Annotated in this window: 20 protein-coding genes and 1 tRNA gene; 6 read left to right on the forward strand and 15 right to left on the reverse strand. The window is 61.9% G+C overall.

Translation table 11 applies throughout. From position 1 onward, the window contains the following. Positions 1–348: 348 nt before the first annotated feature. The 4 genes from M3B90_RS06680 to rplJ form a co-directional block, all read right to left on the reverse strand. The gene (locus tag M3B90_RS06680; protein WP_259889250.1) at positions 349–1152 is read right to left on the reverse strand and encodes a hypothetical protein; all 804 of its coding nucleotides are present in this window, start codon (positions 1150–1152) and stop codon (positions 349–351) included. Positions 1153–1170: 18 nt separating this feature from the next. Continuing rightward, complete coding sequence (locus tag M3B90_RS06685; RefSeq protein WP_259889251.1) at positions 1171–2031, reverse strand: hypothetical protein; 861 nt, start codon at positions 2029–2031, stop codon at positions 1171–1173. A gap of 148 nt (positions 2032–2179) precedes the next feature. Continuing rightward, positions 2180–2566, reverse strand: coding sequence for a 50S ribosomal protein L7/L12 (gene rplL, locus M3B90_RS06690; RefSeq protein WP_259889252.1), 387 nt, complete (start codon positions 2564–2566; stop codon positions 2180–2182). 117 nt (positions 2567–2683) lie between these two features. After that, a complete protein-coding gene (gene rplJ, locus M3B90_RS06695) occupies positions 2684–3199 on the reverse strand; it encodes a 50S ribosomal protein L10 (protein ID WP_259889253.1) in 516 nt (171 codons plus the stop codon). A gap of 683 nt (positions 3200–3882) precedes the next feature. Between rplJ and adhE the strand changes: the two genes are divergently transcribed. Continuing rightward, on the forward strand, positions 3883–6498 hold the full coding sequence (gene adhE / locus M3B90_RS06700; RefSeq protein ID WP_259889254.1) for a bifunctional acetaldehyde-CoA/alcohol dehydrogenase: 2616 nt from the start codon (positions 3883–3885) through the stop codon (positions 6496–6498). Between the two features lie 80 nt (positions 6499–6578). Here the strand turns inward: adhE and M3B90_RS06705 are convergent, their stop codons facing one another. Further along, the gene (locus M3B90_RS06705; protein ID WP_259889255.1) at positions 6579–7760 is read right to left on the reverse strand and encodes a Gfo/Idh/MocA family protein; all 1182 of its coding nucleotides are present in this window, start codon (positions 7758–7760) and stop codon (positions 6579–6581) included. A 373-nt stretch (positions 7761–8133) separates the two neighbouring features. On the opposite strand from M3B90_RS06705, the gene M3B90_RS06710 reads away from it, so the two are divergent. Continuing rightward, a complete protein-coding gene (locus M3B90_RS06710) occupies positions 8134–9717 on the forward strand; it encodes a peptide MFS transporter (RefSeq protein ID WP_259889256.1) in 1584 nt (527 codons plus the stop codon). An 82-nt stretch (positions 9718–9799) separates the two neighbouring features. On the opposite strand, the gene rplA is transcribed toward M3B90_RS06710, so the two are convergent. From rplA to M3B90_RS06735, 5 genes are all read right to left on the reverse strand, one after another. Beyond that, positions 9800–10519, reverse strand: a complete 720-nt coding sequence (gene rplA, locus M3B90_RS06715) for a 50S ribosomal protein L1 (RefSeq protein ID WP_259889257.1) — start codon at positions 10517–10519, stop codon at positions 9800–9802. 6 nt (positions 10520–10525) lie between these two features. Then, positions 10526–10957, reverse strand: a complete 432-nt coding sequence (gene rplK, locus M3B90_RS06720) for a 50S ribosomal protein L11 (protein WP_055089313.1) — start codon at positions 10955–10957, stop codon at positions 10526–10528. Positions 10958–11038: 81 nt separating this feature from the next. Beyond that, positions 11039–11785, reverse strand: a complete 747-nt coding sequence (gene nusG, locus M3B90_RS06725; RefSeq protein ID WP_259889258.1) for a transcription termination/antitermination protein NusG — start codon at positions 11783–11785, stop codon at positions 11039–11041. 28 nt (positions 11786–11813) lie between these two features. After that, entirely contained in the window at positions 11814–12077 is a 264-nt protein-coding gene (gene secE / locus M3B90_RS06730; protein WP_259889259.1) for a preprotein translocase subunit SecE, read from the reverse strand. A 71-nt stretch (positions 12078–12148) separates the two neighbouring features. Next, a tRNA-Trp gene (locus tag M3B90_RS06735) sits at positions 12149–12221 on the reverse strand. Between the two features lie 219 nt (positions 12222–12440). Between M3B90_RS06735 and M3B90_RS06740 the strand changes: the two genes are divergently transcribed. Further along, entirely contained in the window at positions 12441–13664 is a 1224-nt protein-coding gene (locus tag M3B90_RS06740) for a pyridoxal phosphate-dependent aminotransferase (RefSeq protein WP_259889260.1), read from the forward strand. 3 nt (positions 13665–13667) lie between these two features. Then, complete coding sequence (locus M3B90_RS06745; RefSeq protein ID WP_259889261.1) at positions 13668–14714, forward strand: adenosine deaminase; 1047 nt, start codon at positions 13668–13670, stop codon at positions 14712–14714. A gap of 6 nt (positions 14715–14720) precedes the next feature. Here the strand turns inward: M3B90_RS06745 and galK are convergent, their stop codons facing one another. Next, complete coding sequence (gene galK / locus M3B90_RS06750) at positions 14721–15920, reverse strand: galactokinase (protein WP_259889262.1); 1200 nt, start codon at positions 15918–15920, stop codon at positions 14721–14723. 10 nt (positions 15921–15930) lie between these two features. Beyond that, a complete protein-coding gene (locus M3B90_RS06755; protein ID WP_259889263.1) occupies positions 15931–17493 on the reverse strand; it encodes a threonine/serine exporter ThrE family protein in 1563 nt (520 codons plus the stop codon). A gap of 51 nt (positions 17494–17544) precedes the next feature. Here M3B90_RS06755 and M3B90_RS06760 point away from each other — a divergent pair, with 51 nt between their 5' ends. After that, a complete protein-coding gene (locus M3B90_RS06760) occupies positions 17545–18267 on the forward strand; it encodes a carbonic anhydrase (protein WP_259889265.1) in 723 nt (240 codons plus the stop codon). On the opposite strand, the gene M3B90_RS06765 is transcribed toward M3B90_RS06760, so the two are convergent. Beyond that, on the reverse strand, positions 18251–18538 hold the full coding sequence (locus M3B90_RS06765) for a DUF3017 domain-containing protein (protein ID WP_259889266.1): 288 nt from the start codon (positions 18536–18538) through the stop codon (positions 18251–18253). The genes M3B90_RS06760 and M3B90_RS06765 overlap by 17 nt on opposite strands. A 98-nt stretch (positions 18539–18636) precedes the next feature. Here M3B90_RS06765 and M3B90_RS06770 point away from each other — a divergent pair, with 98 nt between their 5' ends. Further along, positions 18637–20103 (forward strand): aspartate ammonia-lyase, encoded by a 1467-nt coding sequence (locus tag M3B90_RS06770; RefSeq protein ID WP_259889306.1) that lies wholly within the window; start codon positions 18637–18639, stop codon positions 20101–20103. A gap of 24 nt (positions 20104–20127) precedes the next feature. Here the strand turns inward: M3B90_RS06770 and ppk2 are convergent, their stop codons facing one another. After that, positions 20128–21078 carry a polyphosphate kinase 2 gene (gene ppk2 / locus M3B90_RS06775; protein WP_259889307.1) on the reverse strand — a complete coding sequence of 317 codons (951 nt, stop codon included), beginning with the start codon at positions 21076–21078 and terminating at the stop codon, positions 20128–20130. Positions 21079–21215: 137 nt separating this feature from the next. Then, entirely contained in the window at positions 21216–22796 is a 1581-nt protein-coding gene (gene purH, locus M3B90_RS06780; RefSeq protein ID WP_259889267.1) for a bifunctional phosphoribosylaminoimidazolecarboxamide formyltransferase/IMP cyclohydrolase, read from the reverse strand. Positions 22797–22818 lie beyond the last annotated feature (22 nt).

Consider the following 22818-nt stretch of genomic DNA (forward strand, 5'->3'; position numbering starts at 1 on the left):
TCTATCGCATTCTCAGCCGTCACGCCTATGTGCACGCCCGTTTGCGGCGCCTGCATCGCTTCCACCGCCGCTTTGCATTCTTTTCGATAGCCGGAATCAAAGTAGCCCGGGTCGGAGATTTCAATAGGGAAAGTTGCTTGCTTATCAGTTGGCCGCGCCGCCTTAATCTCGACCTCGGTAAGGATCATCAACTCGCCCGCATCCTCTGGCGTGAGAAGCCACTTGACGGGGGCTCACCCAACGGCTCTTCGGGAGACTCTTGGTCCGACGGCTGCGAGCTCAACAGGACGCTCGTGGGCGCAGTTTGAGCATCTTTTCCCGCGCACCCAAAGTCGGCACGTCACGTACCTACCCGGCAGAGCCCACTGATCGGTCGAAAAGGTCCACCTGAGCCTTGATGAAGGCGACCGCTTGGGATTCTTCGACGCCCTGAACATAGAGGAATAGTTGCGCTTTGCCGGCGGAGCGCCCGCCTATGTAAAAGTGTTTGCCAACGGCCTCGATATGAACAACGTCAAGGTCATAGACCTGCTCGACGCTCACGTCAAATTTCCCGCCGATATCGCCGCACGCTTTCGCCGCCTCGCTATAAAGCGTCATCACGTCAGTCTCCTCGTCAAGGATGACCGCTGCGGCATTGATTTTCACGTCCTCACCGGGTGTCACAGGATCGATGTCACCCTTATACGTCGCGACCGCACCTTGAGCGATTGTGCCGTGAAAGCTGTCAATTTTCTGCGAAACTTCGGCGCACTCAGGGATCTGTGCGGCTTCGTCTCCGAGTGCAAATTGCAGAGTGAAGTCTCGATCGCTTGAGTCTTCAATCGAGGTCTTGAGGTCGTAATCGTCGACGCCATCGATGAAAGTGTTTTCGGGCCTCAGAATCCACGTCGCGGGATCGTTCACGTCTCCCGTCTCTTGCTCACCGGGTCTCCCGGCTGGGGCCTTGCCCGTTCCGCCCCTGCTGGAGGAACCGGGGTTTTCTGCGCCCGCCGAAGAGTCAGCGGAAGTGGAGGAAGCGTCGGACTTTTCCTGTTCCCTCGCACTGAGCGCGCCGCACCCGCCCAGAGCGCCCACAAGGGCAAGTGCGGCGAGGCCCGAAACCCACGTGCGCGGGCGGAACAGGGGAACAGTCGAGGTTGGACGGGTCATGAGCGCTCCTGGAGACTATCAGGTGGCGTTTGCCACGGAACGGTTGAACAGGTCGATTTGGGCGTCCATGTACGTCTTTGCCTGTGCGGGATCGACGTTCGCGAGGATCATCCAAATGTGGCGGTTGCCGTGAGATTTGCCTGCGATGATCAAATCTGCGTTTCCAAGCTGAACATGGATGCCCTCGTGATCGGGAAGCTTTTCGACGACCGCTTTTGGCTCTCCGGGGGTATTCGCACATTGGGCGAGAATGTCGTTGTACTTGTCCATGAGGTTGAAATCCTCATTGCTGCGCACCGCAGCTGCCTGGATCGTTGGGTCCGCCAACGAAGGATCGATTGCCTTGAAACTTCCTTCGTATTTCGCCACCGACATTTGTTGGATGGGAATCTCAGCCTCATTGAGTGCGGTCACGGCGTCCTTACACCCTTGCGAAGCATTCGGGTGGTCGAACGTGAAACTCAACGTAAAGGTGTTTCCGGAGGGAGAGCCTCCATGCACGCCTTCGACGCTCACGCTGTCGATGCCCTCAAGGGGAACGTACGGGGTGTTCGCGAGCCAGGTTGCCGGAGCATCTGGTTCGCCTGCTGGCTGCTCCTCCCCCTTGGCTGCCGGGGTCGTTTCCTCGGAACCGGGCGAAGCGGAAGTATCGGTGCTCGGCGTCGGGCTCGCCGCGTCGCTCGCCTCGCCAGTGGACTCACTATCGCCCGGGCCAGACGTCTCACCGCTCGAAGCTGAAGTGGTGGCGGAAGGCGATGCGCTTTCGCGTTCCTTTGAGCCCGCGCTGCTGAGTGCACCGCAACCCGCAAGCGAGGCAGCGAAAAGAAGTGCGGTTACGCCACTCGCGACGCGGGTAAGTATGGGGCGTGTGTGCGTCATAATAGGTCCTCGCGGGAGTGGGGTCAGGAACGTCGCACACCATACCAAGTGCTATTGAGAGGCGCCTCACACCAGCAGAGAGGTAGCGAAAAGGCCGCCCCAATCGGGACGACCTTCTCGGCAATGAAGTGCGCTTAGAGCGCCAAAATCACTTGAGGGTGACGGTCGCGCCAGCGCCCTCGAGCTGCTCCTTGGCCTTCTCGGCGTCTTCCTTCGAGGCAGCCTCGAGAACCGGCTTCGGAGCGCCATCAACGAGGTCCTTCGCCTCCTTGAGGCCGAGACCCGTGAGAGCGCGCACCTCCTTGATGACGGCGATCTTGGCCGAACCGACCGATTCGAGGATGACGTCGAATTCGTCCTTCTCCTCAGCGGCGGGGGCATCGCCACCGGCAGCGCCGCCAGCAGCGGCAACGGCAACGGGGGCAGCAGCGGTCACGTCGAAGACCTCTTCGAACTGCTTCACGAACTCGGAGAGCTCGATGAGGGTCATTTCCTTGAAAGCTTCAATGAGCTCGTCGTTGGTGAGCTTAGCCATGGGGCTAGTCCTTCCTGTCAAGCGGCACCCACGGGTGCCTGGCGCACATGCGCCGGGTGTATGTGTAAAAGGTTGTGCCGAGCGCGTGCATCACGCCTCGGGATGAGACTCGACGCCTCAGCCCTCGTTCTTGGCACGCAGGGCGTCCACGGTGCGCGCAGCCTTGGTGAGCGGCGCAGCGAGAACGAAAACAGCCTTCGACATCGATGCCTTGATGACACCGGCAGTCTTGGCAAGAAGAACCTCGCGCGATTCGAGATCGGCAAGCTTCTCAACGTCGTCAGCCGTGAGGGGGCTGCCCTCAAAGTAACCGGACTTGACGACCAGCATGGGGTTGTCCTTGGCAAAGTCACGCAGGGCCTTGGCCGGCTCAACCGGCTCCCCCTTAATGAACGCAATCGCGGTGGGGCCGTTCAGATCACCCTCAAGGGAGTCAATCCCGGCTTCCTTAGCCGCGATGGCGGCAAGCGTGTTCTTTACCACGGCGTAGGTAGTATCGGCACCGAGCGAACGACGCAGCGTCTTGAGCTGATCAACGCTCAGCCCGCGGTACTCGGTCAGAATTGCCGCGTTCGACTCACGGAACAGTTCCGTGAGTTCGGCAACGGCAGCTGCCTTGTCAGGCCTCGCCATGGCCCTCCTTCCAGAGGTCTCGAGGCCGGCCTGAAAACTTCCGCCATGAAAAAAGCCCTGACCGCAGGGGTCAAGGCTTGAACGCGCAAACGTGCGCGTATCGTTTCTTGAGCACCTGCGCAGGTCGCTTCACCACGGTGAAAGCTTTCGGTCCCCCTGATGGCAGGGCGACGACCGGCGGTCTTCGGTGACACCAACTCTACTCTCGCGCTCCCCGCGGGGAAACCCCGGAAGTGGTGATCCCTCCCACAGAGACGCGAGCGATAACGGGCACGTGAATCAGGCCACACTTGCGAAAAGGGGACCAATATCCCCGCAGCAGGCGTCGGATCCCGAAAGCCCTGTTACCAAGGCGCCAATCTCACCTTCACGCACTCCCCCGAAGTCCAACTTTTCCCAGGATTTATGGTCTCAACAAAGGTGCAGGTCAAACGAGGACCTTATACCCCTAGGGCGCTAGACTCAGTCTTGTGACTGAGCCCGACGCTCGTCACGCCACCCCGGATACAATCCCGCAAGCCAAGCATTCGTCAAGCGATACGAATCCGCTTTGACCAGCAGTTTTACCGAATCTTGATTCGTATCGACCACGGTTGAGTGCCTCACATTGGCCACATAAGTTTGAGTCACAACGACGTACTTGACCTATTCACTCCACCCGCCAGAAAAGGATGGACACGCTCATGGCCGATGCCCAAGCTACGCCCGACGTCGACACGCAAGCGATGATCGACGCCCTCGCCGACAAAGGCGCTACCGCGCTCAAGGAGTTCCGCGACTTCACTCAGGAGCAGGTCGACCACATCGTGCACCAGGCAGCACTCGCCGCGCTCGATCAGCACATGGCGATCGCCAAGCACGCTGTCGACGAAACCGGTCGCGGTGTGTACGAAGACAAGATCATCAAGAACATTTTCGCTTCCGAATACATCTGGAACTCGATCAAGCACAACAAGACTGTTGGCATCCTCCACGAAGACAAGACTCGCGGCGTGATCGAAGTTGCCGAGCCCGTGGGCGTGATCGCGGGTGTGACCCCGACGACCAACCCCACCTCGACCACGATCTTCAAGTCGCTCATTGCGCTCAAGACCCGCAACCCGATCATCTTCGCGTTCCACCCGAGCGCGCAGGAAAGCTCCGCCCACGCCGCGCGCGTGGTTTACGAGGCAGCGATCGAGGCCGGCGCCCCCGAGAATTGCGTGCAGTGGATCGAAACTCCTTCGCTTGAAGCGACGGGCCTGCTCATGAACCACGACAAGGTCGCCCTCGTGCTCGCGACCGGTGGCTCGGGCATGGTCAAGGCAGCGTACTCAACGGGAAAGCCCGCCCTCGGTGTGGGTCCCGGTAACGTTCCCGTGTACGTAGACAAGACCGCGAAGATCTCGCGCACCGTCAACGACCTTCTCCTCTCGAAGACGTTCGACTCGGGCATGATCTGCGCTTCTGAGCAGACCGTGCTTGTGCACGCCGAGGCCAACAAGGAATTCGTCGCTGAGTTCGAAAAGTACGGCGGCTACTTCCTGAACAAGACCGAGCGCACGAAGCTCGAGAAGTACATGATCACCGACAAGGGCGGCGTGAACCCCACACTCGTTGGCTCGAGCGCTCTCAAGATCGCGGAAGGGGCCGGCCTCAAGGTTCCCGCCTACACGAAGGTGCTCCTCGTGCCGATCGACGGCGTGGGCAAGGACCACCCCTTTAGCCAGGAAAAACTCATGCCGGTTCTCGGCTACAAGGTCGTGAAAAACGCCGACGAAGGCTTCGACCTCGCCGATCAGCTCCTCGAGCACGGCGGCCTCGGCCACACGGCCGTGATCCACACAAGCGATGAGAAGCAAGAACGCGAATACGGTATCGCCATGCGCGCGTGCCGCATCGTCGTGAACTCCCCGAGCTCGCAGGGCGGCATCGGCGACATTTACAACGGCCTCATTCCCTCGCTCACCCTCGGCTGCGGTTCCTACGGCCACAACTCGGTGTCGCGAAACGTGTCGGCCATCGATCTCATCAACATCAAGCGAATTGCGGAGCGTCGTAACAACATGCAGTGGTTCAAGGTTCCGAAGACCTACTTCGAGCGCTACTCCACCCAGTACTTGCGCGACATGGAAGGTATCAACCGCGCCTTCATCGTGACCGACCCGGGTATGGTGCAGTTCGGCTACGTCGACATCGTTCTCGAGCAGCTCCGCGAGCGCCGCAACCCCATCCAGTACCAAATCTTCTCGGATGTGGAGCCGAACCCGAGCTCTGACACCGTGTTCCGCGGCGTCGAGCAGATGAACCAGTTCAAGCCCGACACGATCATCGCGCTTGGCGGCGGCTCGGCCATGGACGCCGCGAAGGGCATGTGGATGTTCTACGAGGATGGCAATGCCTCCTACTTCGGCATGAAGCAGAAGTTCCTCGATATTCGCAAGCGCACCTACACGTTCCCGAAGCTCGGCGAAAAGGCTCGCTTCGTGGCGATCCCGACCACCTCGGGCACCGGCTCGGAGTGCACGCCGTTTGCTGTCATCACCGACTCCGAAAACCACGTGAAGTACCCGATCGCCGACTACGCGATCCTTCCCGACATCGCGATCGCCGACGCGCAATTCGTTGACACCGTTCCCGCGCGAACCGCCGCGGACTCGGGCATGGACGCGCTTACCCACGCGATCGAGTCGTACGTTTCGACCATGGCCTCGGACTACACGAAGGGGCTCTCGCTGCGTGCGATCCAGATGATCTTCGCGAACCTCCGCAAGTCTGTTCTCGAGAACGACCGCGAGGCCAAGGAGAATATGCACAATGCCTCGACGATGGCAGGCATCGCGTTCGCGAACGCGTTCCTCGGCATCGTGCACTCGCTCTCTCACAAGGTCGGCGCGGAGTTCAACCTCGCGCACGGCCGCACGAACGCGATCTTCCTCCCGCACGTCATCAACTACAACGCGAAAAAGCCCGTCAAGCACGCGCTCTTCCCGAAGTACGAGTCTTTCCGTGCCGACGAGGACTTCGCCGAGATCGCTCGCGCGCTCAACCTCCCGGCAAAGACCACGGAGGAAGGTGTCGCCTCGCTCGTCAAGGCCGTGACCGAGCTCGCTGAGGACATCGGCATCGACATGTCCCTCAAGGCAAACGGTGCGACGCTCGAGCACCTCGAGGAGACGATCGATACCCTCGCCGATCGCGCTTACGAGGATCAGTGCACGACCGCCAACCCGAAGCAGCCGCTCGTGAGCGAACTCAAGGCGCTCATCCGCGACGCCTTCGAAGGCGAGGTCGACTACAGCGAGAAAAACGCGAAGTAAGGCAGACTCACTGTCTTGAGCGCGAAGGGAGCGGCTCCGTACAGCGGAGGCGCTCCCTTGCTCTATGGGGGTCTTGTGCCCTAAGCCTGGCCCGAATCAAAGTACGCGCGTAGCCCCGCGGGCACGGGAGGAACCTCCATCATTCGGCCATTCGCGCGGATCGAAAGGGCGCCGTAGACGCCCGTGGCAACTGCCTCGCGAGCGGCGATCACGGACACATCGGTGCGACCCCCGTTACGGGCGAACTCGAGAAACTCCTTGACTAATCGCGGGTCGGCTCCCCCGTGGCCGCCGTCGGCTCTGCGGATCACCTCTACCTCATCCGGGCGGCCCGCGCCCGAGCGGCGAGAATTCCACAGGTAGATCTGGTCTCCGGCGCTATCGCCCATGTTTTCGATGCGCCCCTCGTCCCCGATGACCGTGTAATTGCGCCAATAGTCAGGGGTGAAGTGGCACTGCTGGTACGAGGCGTACACTCCGTTATCGAGGGTCATCTGCACCATCGAAATGTCCTCGACGTCGATCACGGGATTCAGTTCCCTTTGCTTCGACGGTGGGAAGACATCCGCATCGAACCAATCCCACATGAGCCGGTCTGAATTGTCTCGCCGATCCGGGATATCGCCGTACACCTCAAGGCCCCCGATGCCCGATACCCGGCGAGTGTACCCGCCAGCGAGCCAGTGGATGACGTCGATATCGTGCGCACCCTTTTGCAAAAGAAGCGAGAATGCGCGTTCGCGTTCGGCATGCCAATCCTTGAAGTAGAAGTCGCCGCCGGATCCCACGAAGTGTCGACACCAAATGGCACGCACGCGACCAATTTTGCCTGCGTCAATCATGCTTTTCATTTGGCGAATGACCGGCATGTGGCGCATGTTGTGGCCAACGTACAGGCGCGTGCGCTTTTCGAAGGCGAGGCTCAACATCGCATCCGCATCCTCAACCGAAATCGCCATCGGTTTCTCCGTAAATGTCGGGATGCCAGCCGCAAGCGTTGTGCGGGCAATCGATGCGTGCATGTCGTCGGGCGCGAGGATCATGACGGCATCCACATCACAACCTTCGAGAAGTTCCTCGACCGAGTCGACTGTACGGACATCCTCGCCAATGACTTCTCTGGCCCTGCGCTTCCCCCGTTCGGTGGGATCCGCGACGATCGTGACGGCGGCCCCCTCCCCCGGTTTGTGCGCGTGACGCGCGAGACCCCCTCGAGCGCCGAACCCGACGACTCCCACGCGAAGATCAGCTTTCTCGGTCATCGCCTTATCCTTTCAATTCCGCAACGTGGGGCGACCCACTCACGCTCCGCGGTCACCCTGTTGTTCCGGTTCATCCGATCATATGAACATGATGTGGCATGGGTTCAGCGCTGTGCCCACGGTTGCTTCAGCTCTTGGCCGTCAGTCTTCCGTGCCCTAGGTCCCTACTCCTCTTACCGATCCGGACAACCGGATCGGTAGTTGCCGCGATCACGTTTTCACTGATTTCTGACCCCGGTGTGGGCACCCGAGGTCTGATGTCATGGATGAAACGAGGCGCCCACCCCGCGCCAGCCCCGGCCACCACCCGTGCGCCGGTCATCCCTCACCCGCTATACGCGGATTAAAGGAACGACACAGCAAGGATTCATCGATGACGACCAATCCGCCAGCACAAGACTCAGCTCTATACAAATACCGACCCGCGCAATTGCGCACGGGCCCTTCCAAGAATGATAAATCCTTCATCGGCCATCCGGGAGGGCTGCCCTGGATGCTTCAGGTCGAGATGTGGGAGCGCTTCAGCTGGTTCGGCATGCGCGCCATCCTGCTGTACTTCCTCACCGATGTTGCCGCGAACCAAGGCCTCGGCCTTTCCGACACCGCGGGCCAGGTCGTCGTTTCCGCCTACGGTGCCGCGGTTCTCCTCATGACGATCCCGGGCGGCATCATCGCCGACCGTATCCTTGGACCGTGGATCTCGGGCCTCATCGGAGGCTCGGTCATCATGTTCGGCCACGTCCTACTCGCGTTTCCCGCCGCGATTACATCGTGGTCGGGCCTCATATGCATTGCGATTGGTACGGGCCTCATCAAGCCTAACCTCGCAACGATCGTCGGTGGCCTCTACGATGAGGATGATCCGCGGCGTGACGCGGGCTTCCAGTACTTCTACATGTCGGTCAACGTCGGCTCTCTCATCGCCCCGCTCGTCGTGGGCTTCCTCCGCAACCACTTCGGCTACCACGTGGGTTTCCTCGCCGCTGCGATCGGCATGGCGCTCGCCCTCGTCTCGTTCTTCTACGGCCGCCACAAGCTCGGAGAGTTCGCCTATCGCATTCCGAACCCACTCCAGAAGGGCGAGGGGACGCGGCTCGCACTTGGCGGCGTTGGTGTTGCCGTGATCGCGACTCTCCTCGTTCTCGGCTTCAACGCGCTTCTCGGTCAGCTCACCTCGGCGATCGCCTACTCGCTTTTCGCCTTCGCCCTCGCGATGAGCGCCTACTACTTCTTCACGATGTTCAAGAGCCCCAAGGTCACCGCGCAAGAACGCACACACCTCGGCGCGTTCCTGCCGCTGTGGGTTGGTCAGGTTCTCTTCGTCGTCATTTTCGAGCAGGCCGCGGGCAAAATGGCCTTCTTTGCCGAAAACAATACGGACCGCTCAATCGGCGGTCTGCACCTTTCCCCCGAGTTTTACCAGTCGATCAACCCCGCCGCGGTGCTTCTGCTCTCGCCCGTGATCGCGTGGATCTTCACTCGCAGGAAGGGCAAGTTCCCGAACACTGCCTCAAAGTTCGCACTTTCGCTCGTCATCATCGCTCTTTCGGCAATGCTCATGGGCTATGGCTTTGGGACGTGGCCGGGGGCAAAGCTTCTCGCCCCGTTCTGGTACCTCGGTCTCGTGTTTGTTGTGCAGACGGTTGCCGAGCTTTGCATGAACCCCGTGGGGCTTTCGGTGACCACGAAGCTCGCACCCAAGCAGTTTGCTTCGCAGACCATGACCCTGTGGTACCTCGCCCCGAGCGTGGGCATGGGCCTCACGTCGGTCATCATCGACCAGGTTGACAAGGCCAATCTTGGCGACTCGGTGTACTACTACGGCCTCGGAGCCGTGACCATCGTGGTGGCGGTCGTCATGTTCCTGATCGCGCCGTGGGTCCAGTCAAAGATGGACGACGTCGACCAGCGCGAACTCAGCGGCGCACGCGAGGTCGGCGTCAAGGTCGCCAAGTAAGACACGCAACCGCATAGAAAAATCGGGCCCCGCTTCGTGCGGGGCCCGATTTTTATGCTGTCCCTTCCGGGAGCCGTGAGGCTCAGGCCTCGTCGGTTTCCTCGGTGAGATTACGCGTACGGTTCACGTCGATCGGGACGCCAGGACCGAAGGTCGTGGACATCGTGATCTTCGAGATGTAGCGGCCCTTCGAGCTCGCCGGCTTGAGGCGCAGGATCTCTTCGAGCGCTGCGACGTAGTTCTCGACGAGCTGCTGCTCGCTGAACGACGCCTTGCCGATGATGAAGTGAAGGTTTGCGGCGCGGTCAACACGGAAGTCAATCTTGCCGCCCTTAATGTCACCAACAGCCTTCGCAGTGTCCATCGTGACGGTGCCGGTCTTGGGGTTAGGCATGAGGCCACGGGGACCGAGTACACGACCGAGGCGGCCCACCTTACCCATGAGGTTCGGGGTTGCAACGGCGGTGTCGAAGTCAGTCCAGCCGCTGGCGACCTTCTCGATGAGGTCGTCGTCGCCAACCTCGTCGGCACCTGCGGCACGTGCGGCCTCGGCCTGCGGGCCGGTGGCGAACACGATGACGCGAGCGGTCTTACCGGTTCCGTGCGGGAGGTTAACGGTGCCGCGCACCATCTGATCCGCCTTGCGGGGATCAACGCTCAGACGCATCGCGACCTCGACGGTCGAGTCGGTCTTCTTGGAGCCGGACTTCTTGACAATGCGCACGGCGTCGAGAGGCGCGTAGAAACGGCCTTCCTCGATGAGTGCTGCGGCGTCCTTGAATGCCTTGGATTTCGTTGCCATGTTGGATCAGCCCTCCACCGTGATGCCCATGGAACGCGCGGTTCCAGCCACGATTTTCGCGGCGGCGTCAATATCGTTTGCGTTGAGATCGGGCATCTTGGTCTGCGCGATCTCCTTAACCTGCTCCATGGTCACCTTGCCCACCTTCTGGGTGTGGGGCACGGGCGAACCCTTGTCAAGGCCTGCGGCCTTGAGGAGGAGGCGTGCGGCGGGCGGGGTCTTCGTGATGAACGTGAACGAGCGGTCCTCGTACACGGTGATCTCAACCGGGATGATGTTGCCGCGCTGGCTTTCGGTAGCGGCGTTGTAGGCCTTGGTGAACTCAACGATGTTCACACCGGCGGCACCGAGTGCCGGGCCGATCGGCGGAGCAGGCGTTGCCTGTCCGGCCTGGATCTGGAGCTTGATAATGCTCGCGACCTTTTTCTTGGGAGCCATTGCTCTTCCTTCTTGTCGTGGTTCGGGCGGATGCCGTTCGGCACCCTCCCACTACGGTCCCGCAGATGCGGGTGGGCGTTTTCAGATCTTGGCGACCTGCTCGAAGCCCAGCTCGAGCGGGGTCTCGCGGCCGAAGATTGACACGAGAACCCGAAGTTTCTGGTTGGTGTTGTCGATGTCCGCGATGGTCGCGGGCATCGTTTCGAAGGGGCCGTCCATAACGGTGACGGACTCGCCCACCTCGAACGCCGGGATAGCCTTTTCCTTGGCCTTCGAAGAGGAGGACTTCTTCTTCTCGGGAAGGTTGACCGACGGCGCCAATAGAGAGTAAATCTCATCGAACGAGAGAGGTACAGGATCGGTGCTGTTTCCCACAAAGCCGGTCACGCCAGGAGTGTCGCGTACCACGCGCCACGAGGCCTCGGTGAGATCCATGCGCACGTACACGTACCCGGGGATGCGCACGCGACGAACGATCTTCTTCTGGCCGTTCTTGACCTCGGTCGCATCCTCCATCGGCACCTCCACCTGGAAGATGTAATCCTCCATGTCCTGGGTTTCGGTGCGCGTGAGAAGCTGAGTCTTCACGCGGTTTTCGTGGCCCGAGTAGGAGTGGATGACGTACCACTCGCCGGGGGCGGAACGTAGGTGACGCTTGAGTGCAACGACGGGATCTTCGACCGTGGTCTCGGAGTTTTCGTCGAGCGGGGCGGGGGCCTCGGTGCCCTCGGCAATTTCGGAAGCTTCGGAGCTTTCGGGGGTGTCAGCCGTTTCCGGGCTCGTCTCAAGCGCCTCGTTTGCGAGGTCGTCGTTCATGTCTTCTGCCACGCGTATCGTTTCCTTACTCTCGAAAATCTCAGTGCGCCGTGAACAGAGCGCGCGTGAGGGAGCCAAACACGAAGTCCATGCCAAACACGAGAAGGATCATGAACACCACGAACGCGACAACCGCGAGAGTGTAGGTGACCATCTCGCGGCCGGTCGGAGTGACAACCTTGCGCAGCTCAGCGAAGACCTGCTGAAGGAAGATCCAGCACGCCTTAAACGGATTTTTCGTGCCGATGTTCGACTCTTGCTCGAAATCGCCACGAGTAGGGTCGGTCTCGGGGTGAACGCTCATCGTTTTCCTTCTCCATCTCGACGTCGGCGACGTGTCGATCGGGCGCTGGGGATTACCGCTTAAAGAAAAAGCAGGGCAGACAGGACTCGAACCTGCAACCTACGGTTTTGGAGACCGTTGCGCTACCAATTGCGCCACTGCCCTGTGCTTCACGAGCACTGCCCGAGGAGCGAGACCCTCAAAAAGGGCCAGGTACGATCATAAGCGAATCGCACGCCAAGGTCTAGTCTCGAGTGCCTTTGATCCGATTGTGTGACGCACTCGGCTCGAAACGACTCGACGTCGAGCACCCGGCCCCTCAAATCGTGCTTCACTTGTGGCGGTTTTACGCGGCACCCTGGTTTTTCTGACAAGATCGAGACTATGAGCTTCGATGTTGCCACTCCCCCCCAGCACGAACGACGCCTATCCTCGCGCCTCTCCTCGATCGCGGAATCGGCAACGCTCGCCGTCGATGCTAAGGCTAAAGCACTAGCCGCAAGCGGTGAGGACGTGATCGGCTTCGGCGCCGGCGAACCGGACTTCCCCACGCCCGAGCACATCGTCGAGGCCGCCATTGCTGCAGCGCGCGACCCCAAGAATCACCGCTACTCGCCCGCAACGGGCCTTCCCGAGCTCAAGGAAGCGATCGCGCACGCGACTTTCGAGATGGACAACCTCGAGGTCGAGCCCTCGCGGATCGTCGTCACGAACGGCGGCAAGCAGGCCGTCTACGAGGCTTTCGCGGCCCTTCTCGACCCGGGCGACGAAGTCATCCTGCCCGCACCGTATTGGACGACCTATCCGGAGGCGATCCGCCTCGCGGGCGGCGTTCCCGTCACGGTCCGCGCGGGCGCTGACCAGGGCTACATCCCCGCCCCCGAGCAGCTCGAGGCCGCACGCACGCCCCGCACCAAGGTTGTGCTCCTGTGCTCGCCTTCAAACCCCACGGGCGCGGTCATGAGCCGCCCACAGCTCGAGGAGTTTGGCCGCTGGGCCCTCGAGAACAACCTGTGGGTTCTCTCCGACGAGATTTACCAGCACCTCACGTACGACGATGCCCAGTTCCACTCGATCCTCGACGTCGTTCCCGAGCTCGAAGATCGCACGGTCCTCCTCAACGGCGTAGCCAAAACGTTCGCGATGACGGGTTGGCGCGTCGGCTGGCTCATCGCGCCCACCGATATCGCGAAGGGCGTCGCTCGACTCCAAAGCCACTTGACCTCGAACGTCAACAACATCGCGCAGCGCGCCGCGATCGCCGCCCTCACGGGCCCCACTGAACCTCTCGACGAGATGCGAACCGCGTTCGATCGCCGCCGCCGCACCATGTGCGACATGCTCGCGAAAATCGAGGGCCTCACACTCCCCACCCCGCGCGGCGCGTTCTACGCCTTCCCCGACGTCACCGGCCTCCTCGGCCGTGGCATTGATGGGACCGCGGTCGAAAGCTCCGCCGAACTCGCCTCGCTCATCCTCGAGCGCGCGAAGGTCGCGCTAGTCCCCGGGGAAGCGTTCGATGCGCCGGGCCACCTCCGCCTCAGCTATGCACTTTCCGACGACGACTTGGCCGAGGGTGTGTCCCGACTTCAAAAGGTGCTCGGCTAGGCCATGGCAAGCGTCGGAACTCGAAACCCCGAGCGCGAAGGCAAACGTGACCTGCGCGCGCTCCCGAAAGCCCACTTACACTTGCACTTCACGGGCTCGATGCGCCACGACACACTTCAGGAGCTCGCAGCTGCACAGCACTTGCGGCTTCCCCGCACCCTCACGGAGCAAACGGCGCTCAAGGTCGAGCCGAGCGCACGCGGCTGGTTCCGTTTCCAGCGCTTCTACGACGCGGCGCGCAAAGTCGTGAACTCCGAGGCCATCATGCGTCGACTCTTGCGCGAGGCAGCCGAGGATGACCTCGCCGAGGGCTCCGTTCGGCTCGAGCTCCAAATCGACCCCACGAGCTACGCACCTTTCGTGGGCGGCATCACTCCCGCGATCGAGATCATCGTGGACGAGGCCCGCGCGATCGAGCGCGAACTCGGCATTTCGATGGGGATCATCGTCGCGGCGAGCCGAATGCGCCACCCACTCGATGCGCGCATTCTCGCGCGCCTCGCCGTGCAGTACGCGGGCACCGTGATCGGTTTTGGACTCTCCAACGACGAGCGCCGCGGCGATACGCGCGCGTTCGCGCCCGCATTCAGGATCGCCCGCAACGGCGGTCTGGCCGCGATGCCCCACGGGGGCGAGCTCCTCGGCCCGCCCCACATTCACGAGGTCGTCGATTCGCTCGAGCCCACGCGCCTCGGCCACGGCGTGCGGTCGATCGAGGACCCGCGCTTGCTCGAAACGCTCATCGAACGCGGCATCGCTCTCGAGGTGTGCCCAGCGTCAAACGTGTCGCTCGGTGTCTATCGAGACATAGGCGACGTGCCCGTCCCCCAGCTCGCGCGCCACGGCGCGACCATCGCGCTAAGCGCGGACGACCCGCTCCTCTTCGGCTCACGGCTCCTTGCCCAGTACGAAGCCGTGCGGGCGATGGGCATGAGCGACCGCGAAATCGCGGACCTCGCCGCGGGTTCGATCCGCGCCTCGCGCATGGGCGACACCGAAAAGGCGATGCAGCTCGCACGCGTACGCGATTGGTACGAGAACGAAGCTTAGAATCCTCTAGCGGTCACGGCCGGCGCCGCGGCTCGGCGCCGCGAGGAAGAACACCGGCTCGGCAAGCGCACGCTTGGCAAAGGCGCTCTGGACCGCACTCGCAACGTCTTCGACCATCTCCGCATCGACGAGCGCAATGACGCTCCCGCCAAATCCACCGCCCGTCATGCGCGCACCGTGCGCGCCCGCTTCGCGCGCCGCGTCCACGGCAACATCAAGTTCGGGAACGCTGACCTCATAGTCATCGCGAAGCGAATCGTGCGAGGCATTGAGCAGCTCGGCGATGCGCTCGAGGCCCTCGCGGATCGAGCCCGCCTCGAGAATCTCGGCGAATTCGCGCACGCGCTCGATCTCGCCGATGATATGGCGGCTGCGCTTGTGGACCACGGGATCGCTGATGCCCTGGCAAGCGTCGGAAGCCCCCTCGAACGGGACATCCCGCAAGCTCTCCACTCCGAGCGTACGCGCCCCCGCTTCGGCCTGCGCCCGGCGCTCCGCGTACTCGCCGCCCACGAGGCTGTGAGGTGCACGCGTGTCGATGATGAGTAGTTCGAGACCCTGGCCAGCGAGATCCCACGGAACCGATACCGTCGAAAAATCCCGGCAGTCGAGAAGAATGGCATGGCCCTCTTCGCACAGAATCGACGCGGACTGGTCAAGCCCACCCGTCGCCGCACCTGCAAACTCCGTCTCCGCCTTGATTGCCGCTCGAATACGCTCGTGGGCACTCGTACCAAGCTCACAAAGCTCATCGACCGCCGCCGCGACCGCGCATTCGAGGGCAGCGCTCGAGCTGAGGCCCGCGCCGAGCGGAACATAGCCGTCGATCAGAAGGTCAAAGCCGCACGGGGCGCCACCTTCGAATCGATCCGCGAGCGCCCAGAGGACCCCCGCGACATAGGAGGCCCAGCCATCGACGGCGCCGGGTTCGAGCCCCTCGACGGGCGCCTCAACCGTCTCACCGGATTGCACGGAACGCATCCGGACCACGCCCGTGTCGGTGCGGCGCGCCGCGACGAAGCAGCGGTGCGAAATCGCCATCGGCAGGCACAGACCCTGTTGATAGTCAACGTGCTCGCCGATGATGTTTACGCGGCCAGGCGCAGAAAACATGCCCTCCGGTTCGGCCCCGAAGGTCTCGCGGAACTCGCGGGCGGCCTTTTCGATGGCATCGGTGTCTACGGGAGCGGCGTGCAGTTCAGTCATACTCTCTAGTCTACGGGCGCTCGTTGGCCTGCGGGTCCCCCGCCGCGTCTTCGTCGGCGCGGATCGCAGGCATGTCGATCTTCTCGGGATCCATCTCGACGATCTCGAAACCTGATTCGCGAGTATCAGGCTGAAGGTTATCAAGGTCCTCTCGCCAGTCGGGGCCGGCTTCGAGATCAATCGTGGGATCGAGCTCGTCCGGGTCGAGGTGAACGACGGGGATCGCGGTCGTGAGCGCACCCGGCCTACGGCGGCGCCTAAAGGTCACCATTCGGCGGTGACGGTTCGTGCTGAACGGCTGTGAAATGGCGGGCACGCGCACACGGCCGCTCGCAAGAAGTGTCACGGTGTGGCTCGCGACGAATTCGCCGAGAATGACGCCTGCCGAGATCGCAATCGCGATCTCACACGCGAGTAGGAGATAGCTCGCCCCCGTGTTGCTGCCATCGCTGAACCCCAAAAGGCCGCGGTAAATCACGGAACCGGGCACCATCGTGATGATCGCGGGAGCGATGAGGATGTTTACGTACGCCTTCGTTCGCTGCGAGATCACGACCGAAAGCACGCCAACGAAGAACGCTGTGATGCCCGTTGCCCACGCTCGTTCGAGCCCCGCTACTTCGATCACAAAGGCCGAGGTCGCCGTGAAACCGGGCAAGATCGTCACCCAGAGCAAAAGCCGCGGCGGTACCTGGAAACCCACCGCGTAGCCGAGCCCAACGAGCGCCCCAGCAATAGCGACAACGAGGGTCGAGATGAGAGTCGCCGGGATCGTCGACGTAATCGAGATGTCGGCACCCACCCACTCGGCGACGAGCATCCCGCCGCGAATGCCAATCACGGCACCCACCGTGAGCATGAACGTCTCGAGCAAACGCCCCGCCGCGGTGACGTACCACCCAGTGATTGCATCCTGCATCGCGCCGACAGATGTCGAGCCCGCGAGCACCATCACGAGGCACGCGACGACGACGAGTGAGGAGTTCGCCGCTGGATCGAGCCGGTTCACGATCAGAGAAATAAGCACGACGATGAAACCACCCGCGATCTGCGCATAGAACACGGGAAAACGTAACTTGTCGAAGAGGATATAGACCTGCCACAGCACGCCCGCAGCAAGGGCCGCGAAAGTCGTCACGAGAATGCCGGCGCCGAAAAACATTGCGCACGCGCCGCCCATGAGCACCCAGGCGAGAGTTGTCACGATCGGGCCGTAATAGCGCTTCATCGACCGCACGCGATCGACTGCGAGAAGCGCCTCGTGAAGGTCCATTTCACCCTTCACATACTTGGTCGTGATCTGATCGACCCGATCGAGCTTCGTAAAGTCGTACGTGTAGCCACCCGCGGTGCGAATGCGCGTAAACGGCGCCGATTGCGTGTCCTGGTAGTAGGAGACTGAGACTTCCGTCAGTGTCGTCTGTACCGACACATTTCGAATGCCGGATGACGCGGTGACGCGTAGCATTGTCGCGGTCACGTCGGCCGCCGCAGCACCGTTGGAAATCATGACTTCGCCAATGCGCATGGCAAGTTCGAACACCTGGTGCAGGCGGGTTAAAGAAGTGCTCACACCACCATCGTGGCACACGCTCGGCACACCGTGCATGGAAAGGATCATTCAATGGCACACACCTCAATCGACGCCCGCGAATCGCTCGCGCGGCTGCGCGAAGGCAACGGCCGATTCTCGAGCGGGACGACCCGCCACCCCCACAGCGACGAGGACCGTCGCCTTGACCTTTCCTCGGGACAAGAGCCGTTCGCCGCAGTCCTCTCATGTGCCGATTCGCGCGTGCCGCCCGAGATCGTCTTCGATTGCGGACTCGGCGACCTCTTCGTTGTGCGTTCGGCCGGCCAAATGGTGGAAAACGCCATTCTCGCCTCGCTCGAATTCGCCGTTCACGAACTCTCAGTTCCGCTCATTCTCGTGCTCGGCCACGAAGGATGCGGCGCCGTCGCCGCAGCCGAGTCCCTCACGAAACAGCGCACTTCGGGAACGCCGCTTGCTCTCCTTCCGGGGCACCTCAACGCGCTCGCCGAGCAGATCTCGCGGCGTTTGGGATCGGGCGGTGGCGAGGCACACGTCGGAACCTCTTCCCTTTCCGGTGAACCCGAGCCCGCCTCCCAGGCCGCCGTGAATGCCGCAGCCGCGAGGGCGGAAGTGAGCGCGCGCTCCCCTCTCATTCGCGCGGCGCACGAAGCCGGGGAGTTAGCGCTTGCCCATGCCGTATACGACCTCGAGACGGGGCACGTCACGTTCGCGGTGGAGAAAACCACAACAGCCCCGTCGAATTCGGAGTTGGCCGATCATCCTCCTCACACCTGGATTAAAGCCCGGGGCTAGAGGCGAGCACGAAAATAAGGATCGCAAGGACAAGTATCGTCGCGACATCGACCGACCGGCGCCTCACGACGAGCGCACCGAGCGCGTCCACCGGCAGGATGAGTCGTACAACCGCCAGAGCGAAAAGAAACGCAGAAAGCGTGTATCCGGCCGTCGGGACGGAGAAAAAAAGCCCAACGGGGAGGACCACAAAAAAGACTATCCCCAGCGTCACGAGCAAAAGCCGCTGCCGATGCACTGCGGCGCCAAGGGAGTAGGGCGATCGATTCACGGAACCATGGTAGCCCGAGGTGGTTAGGCTAGTAGTGCCGCGATATTCGTGGCGCTACGCAGCCCCACCTGCCCCACCACAAGGACGTGAACCACGATATGACCGACGTGCGCATCGAACACGACCTGCTCGGAGACCGCGAAGTCCCCGCCGATGCCCTCTACGGCGTGCAGACCCTCAGGGCCCTCGAAAACTTCCGCATCTCGGATGTCCGCCTGCATCACTTTCCCTCGCTCGTGCAGGCACTCGCGTACGTCAAGCACGCCGCGGCACGGACGAATCAGCGCCTAGGCGGTTTGGATAAGACCAAAGCCGATGCGATCGCGAAAGCGTGTGCAGAGATCGAAAACGGCGAGCACCACGAGCATTTCGTCGTCGATCTCATCCAGGGCGGCGCGGGCACAAGCACGAATATGAACGCGAATGAGGTCATCGCGAATCGCGGCCTCGAAATTCTCGGGCACCGACGTGGCGAGTACGAATTCCTCCACCCCAACAACGACGTAAATTTCGGTCAATCCACGAACGACGTCTACCCAACCGCGGTGCGCCTCGCGATGCTCCTGAGCTTCCCCGATCTTGCCGATGCCATGCGCGGATTGATCGACGCGCTTCGAGCGAAAGGCGAGGAATTCGAGCACATCCTCAAGATGGGCCGCACCCAAATGCAAGACGCGGTCCCCATGACCGTGGGCCAGGAGTTCCACGCGTGGGCGACAACAATCAGCGAGGACGTCGAGCGGCTTACACGCACCGCTCGCTTCTTTCAAGAAATCAACATGGGGGCAACGGCGATCGGCACGGGCATCACCACTGACCCAAAATACGCCTCCCTCGTCGTCGAGGAACTCACCCGCATCACGGGCAAGGAGTTCACGCTCGCCGCCGACCTCGTCGAGGCGACGAGCGACACGGGCGCGTTCGTGACGTTTTCGAGCGTGCTCAAGCGCATCGCCGTGAAAATTTCAAAGATCTGCAACGACCTGAGGCTTCTTTCCTCCGGCCCCCGCGCAGGTTTCAACGAAATTAACCTACCTGCGGTTCAGCCGGGCAGCTCGATCATGCCGGGCAAGGTCAATCCCGTGATTCCCGAGGTCGTGAACCAAGTGGCATTCCAGGTCATTGGCAACGATCTCACCGTCACGCTCGCTGCCGAAGGCGGTCAGCTTCAGCTCAACGCGTTCGAGCCCGTGATCGCGTACAACATTCTCGATTCGACCCGCATTATGACCCGCGCGATGCGTACGCTCCGCACGCACTGTATCGAGGGCATCACGGTGAACGAAGACGTTCTTGCTGGCAATCTCGAACGCTCGATCGGAATCATCACGGCGCTCGTGCCCGTCATTGGCTACGCGGCGTCGACGGAGATCGCCTCACAGGCCCTCCACACGGGCAAGCCCGTGCGCGACATTGTGCGTGAAAGAGGCCTCGTGAGCGAGGGGCACCTCGACGAAATCCTCACGCCGGCCCGCATGACCCAGCCGTATCGGGCCACGGCAACGGGTGCGATCCCCGCGCTCGACAGCTCTGACCCGATCGCGGAGAGCGACCTCGAGCATTAGCCCGGGCCGGCCCGCGCGTCGAGGCTACTCGTCGGCTGCTTCGTTCTTGCCACGCATCACGAGAAGCGGATCGGGAGTACCGACAACCGCGTGATCCTTGCCCTCGTATTCAAATTGCGAGAGGAAGTACTTCATCGCGTTGATGCGTGCGCGCTTCTTGTCGTTGGAGCGGATGATCGTCCACGGCGCGTACTTCTTGTCGGTGCGGCGGAACATCTCTTCCTTCGCCGCGCCGTACGCCTCCCACCGATCGAGGGATTCGAGATCCATGGGCGATAACTTCCACTGGCGAACCGGATCGAGCTGCCGAATCGCGAAACGTGTACGCTGCTCCTTTTGCGAGACCGAGAACCAGAACTTGGTCACGTGGATGCCGGAATCAACGAGCATGCGTTCGAAGTGCGGAACCTGGTCCATGAAGGTCTCGTACTCTTCGTCGGTTGCAAAACCCATGACGCGTTCGACCCCTGCACGGTTGTACCAGGAGCGATCGAACAGCACCATTTCGCCCTCGGTCGGGAGATGCTCGACGTAGCGCTGGAAGTACCACTGCCCCTTCTCTCGCTCCGTGGGCTTATTGAGCGCAACGACGCGTGCCATTCGAGGATTGAGGTGTTCGGTAAAGCGTTTGATCGTACCGCCCTTACCGGCCGCGTCGCGCCCCTCGAAGATGATGATCGCCTTCTTTTTCGCGTCCTCGAGCCAGTATTGGAGCTTGAGCAGCTCAACCTGGAGGAAGTACTTCTCGCGCTCGTACTCGTCGCGCTCCATACGAGTGGGGTACGGGTAGCCTTCCTGCCATGTGTACACGGGGTTGCCGTGCGGGTCAATCAGGTCGGGATCGGGTGAGTGACCATCGGCAACCGTGTACCCGAGTTCACGCAGGTGCTCGATGAATTCGCGAAGGTTGCTGCTGTGGGGCAGTTCGCCGTTAAGGTCGAGTTCGGGCACGGATTGCTTCTTGCCTTTTTTCATCGCTCGTCTTTCGCTCGTGGGGGCGGGGGTTGGATCCTCATGAGTGGGTTCGGCTGATGCGGTCGCGGGGTTCGGGGTGAGGCCCGACGCTTGCGCAGCCTCGGTTTGTTTGCCAAAAAGCCGCTTGAGGAAGGCGATCAGTGCGCGAAGTGGCGAGTTCCCGTGACGTACATCGTGATTCCTGCTTTCTCGCACGTGCCGATCACCTCCTCATCGCGAACGGAGCCGCCGGGTTGCACGATGGCCGTGACTCCTGCGGCAATAAGTTCTTCAGGGCCGTCGGCAAAGGGGAAGAAGGCGTCGGATGCCGCGACCGCACCGCGTGCACGCTCCTCGCCATTTTTACCGAGCGTGTTGGCACGCTCGACCGCGAGTCGACACGCGTCCACCCGATTGACCTGTCCCATGCCAACGCCCACGGCCGCGCCATTCTTCGCTAGAAGAATCGCGTTCGAGCGGGGTGCGCGCACGGCGCGCCATGCGAAGGCCAGGTCCGCGAGGGTATCTTCCGACGCCCGCTCACCGCACACGAGTTCCCAGTTCGCCGGGTCGTCGCCAGGTGCCTGGTAGCGATCGGGCTCTTGGTAGAGCACGCCGCCCCAGATTTCACGGCCGTCGAATGCGGAATCCGTGCGGGGCGCGCCTGAGATCTCGAGGATCCGCAGGTTCTTCTTCGTTTGAAGTAGCTCGAGCGCACCTTCTTCATAGCCTGGAGCAACGATGACCTCGGTGAACACCTTGGTGATGCGCTTTGCCATGTCGAGGCTCACGGGGCGGTTGGTGGCGATCACCCCGCCGAACGCCGAAACGGGATCGGTCGCGTGAGCCTTGGTGTAGGCCTCGGCAATATCAGTTCCTTCAGGCGCGATCGCGATGCCGCAGGGGTTGTTGTGCTTGATAATCGCGACGCACGGCTCGGGGTGATCAAACGCTGCGCGCAGGGCGGCGTCGGCATCGACGTAGTTGTTGTAACTCATGGCCTTGCCATTCAGCAGCTCGGCCTCGGCCAGGGTCGTTGAATCCTCGAAAAGTGAGCGGCTCGCGTCGAGGAAGGCCTGCTGGTGAGAGTTTTCGCCGTAGCGAAGCGGGGTGAGGTCTTGCTCTTCGGGGTCGATGCCGAGGGCCTCGTCTGCGCGATCCGCGACCCACTCTTCGATCGCGGCATCGTATTCGGCGATGCGCGAGAAGGCATCGGCGGCGAGAACGAGACGCTCATCGCGTGTGAAACCGCCGTTCGCCACCGCCCCCTCGACGAGGTCGTACTGTTCGATGCTCGTGACGACAGCACACGAGTTGAAGTTTTTTGCGGCGCTGCGCACCATCGCGGGGCCGCCAATGTCGATCTTCTCAACGATTTCCTCGAACGAAGCGCCGCTCGCGACGGTCTCTTCGAATGGATAGAGGTTGCACACGAGAAGGTCGATTGGGGCGATCTCATGTTCGTCAAGCGCCTCGAGGTGCGCGGGCTTGTCACGGTCTGCGAGGAGGCCGCCGTGAATCTTCGGGTGGAGGGTCTTCACGCGTCCGTCAAGGATTTCGGGGAAGCCCGTCACGCTCTCGACCGCCTGCACGGGAATCCTTGCCTCGGCAATGGCCTTCGCCGTGGAGCCGGTCGAAACGATCTCGACACCGCTCTTGTGCAGGGCGGTCACGAGTTCGATAAGACCGGTCTTGTCATAGACCGAGACCAGGGCGCGCGTGACGGCACGCTTCAGCATGCGGAGCTCCTTCGTCGTCGAT

The organism is Dermabacter sp. p3-SID358, from assembly GCF_025147465.1.
Taxonomy (GTDB): Bacteria; Actinomycetota; Actinomycetes; order Actinomycetales; family Dermabacteraceae; genus Dermabacter.

Coding starts and splice junctions, on each gene's coding strand:
- M3B90_RS06680 (WP_259889250.1), bottom strand. CDS start 1,152: ATGACCCGTCCAACCTCGACTGTTCCCCTGTTCCGCCCGCGCACGTGG.
- M3B90_RS06685 (WP_259889251.1), bottom strand. CDS start 2,031: ATGACGCACACACGCCCCATACTTACCCGCGTCGCGAGTGGCGTAACC.
- rplL (WP_259889252.1), bottom strand. CDS start 2,566: ATGGCTAAGCTCACCAACGACGAGCTCATTGAAGCTTTCAAGGAAATG.
- rplJ (WP_259889253.1), bottom strand. CDS start 3,199: ATGGCGAGGCCTGACAAGGCAGCTGCCGTTGCCGAACTCACGGAACTG.
- adhE (WP_259889254.1), top strand. CDS start 3,883: ATGGCCGATGCCCAAGCTACGCCCGACGTCGACACGCAAGCGATGATC.
- M3B90_RS06705 (WP_259889255.1), bottom strand. CDS start 7,760: ATGACCGAGAAAGCTGATCTTCGCGTGGGAGTCGTCGGGTTCGGCGCT.
- M3B90_RS06710 (WP_259889256.1), top strand. CDS start 8,134: ATGACGACCAATCCGCCAGCACAAGACTCAGCTCTATACAAATACCGA.
- rplA (WP_259889257.1), bottom strand. CDS start 10,519: ATGGCAACGAAATCCAAGGCATTCAAGGACGCCGCAGCACTCATCGAG.
- rplK (WP_055089313.1), bottom strand. CDS start 10,957: ATGGCTCCCAAGAAAAAGGTCGCGAGCATTATCAAGCTCCAGATCCAG.
- secE (WP_259889259.1), bottom strand. CDS start 12,077: ATGAGCGTTCACCCCGAGACCGACCCTACTCGTGGCGATTTCGAGCAA.
- M3B90_RS06740 (WP_259889260.1), top strand. CDS start 12,441: ATGAGCTTCGATGTTGCCACTCCCCCCCAGCACGAACGACGCCTATCC.
- M3B90_RS06745 (WP_259889261.1), top strand. CDS start 13,668: ATGGCAAGCGTCGGAACTCGAAACCCCGAGCGCGAAGGCAAACGTGAC.
- galK (WP_259889262.1), bottom strand. CDS start 15,920: ATGACTGAACTGCACGCCGCTCCCGTAGACACCGATGCCATCGAAAAG.
- M3B90_RS06760 (WP_259889265.1), top strand. CDS start 17,545: ATGGCACACACCTCAATCGACGCCCGCGAATCGCTCGCGCGGCTGCGC.
- M3B90_RS06770 (WP_259889306.1), top strand. CDS start 18,637: ATGACCGACGTGCGCATCGAACACGACCTGCTCGGAGACCGCGAAGTC.
- ppk2 (WP_259889307.1), bottom strand. CDS start 21,078: ATGAAAAAAGGCAAGAAGCAATCCGTGCCCGAACTCGACCTTAACGGC.
- purH (WP_259889267.1), bottom strand. CDS start 22,796: ATGCTGAAGCGTGCCGTCACGCGCGCCCTGGTCTCGGTCTATGACAAG.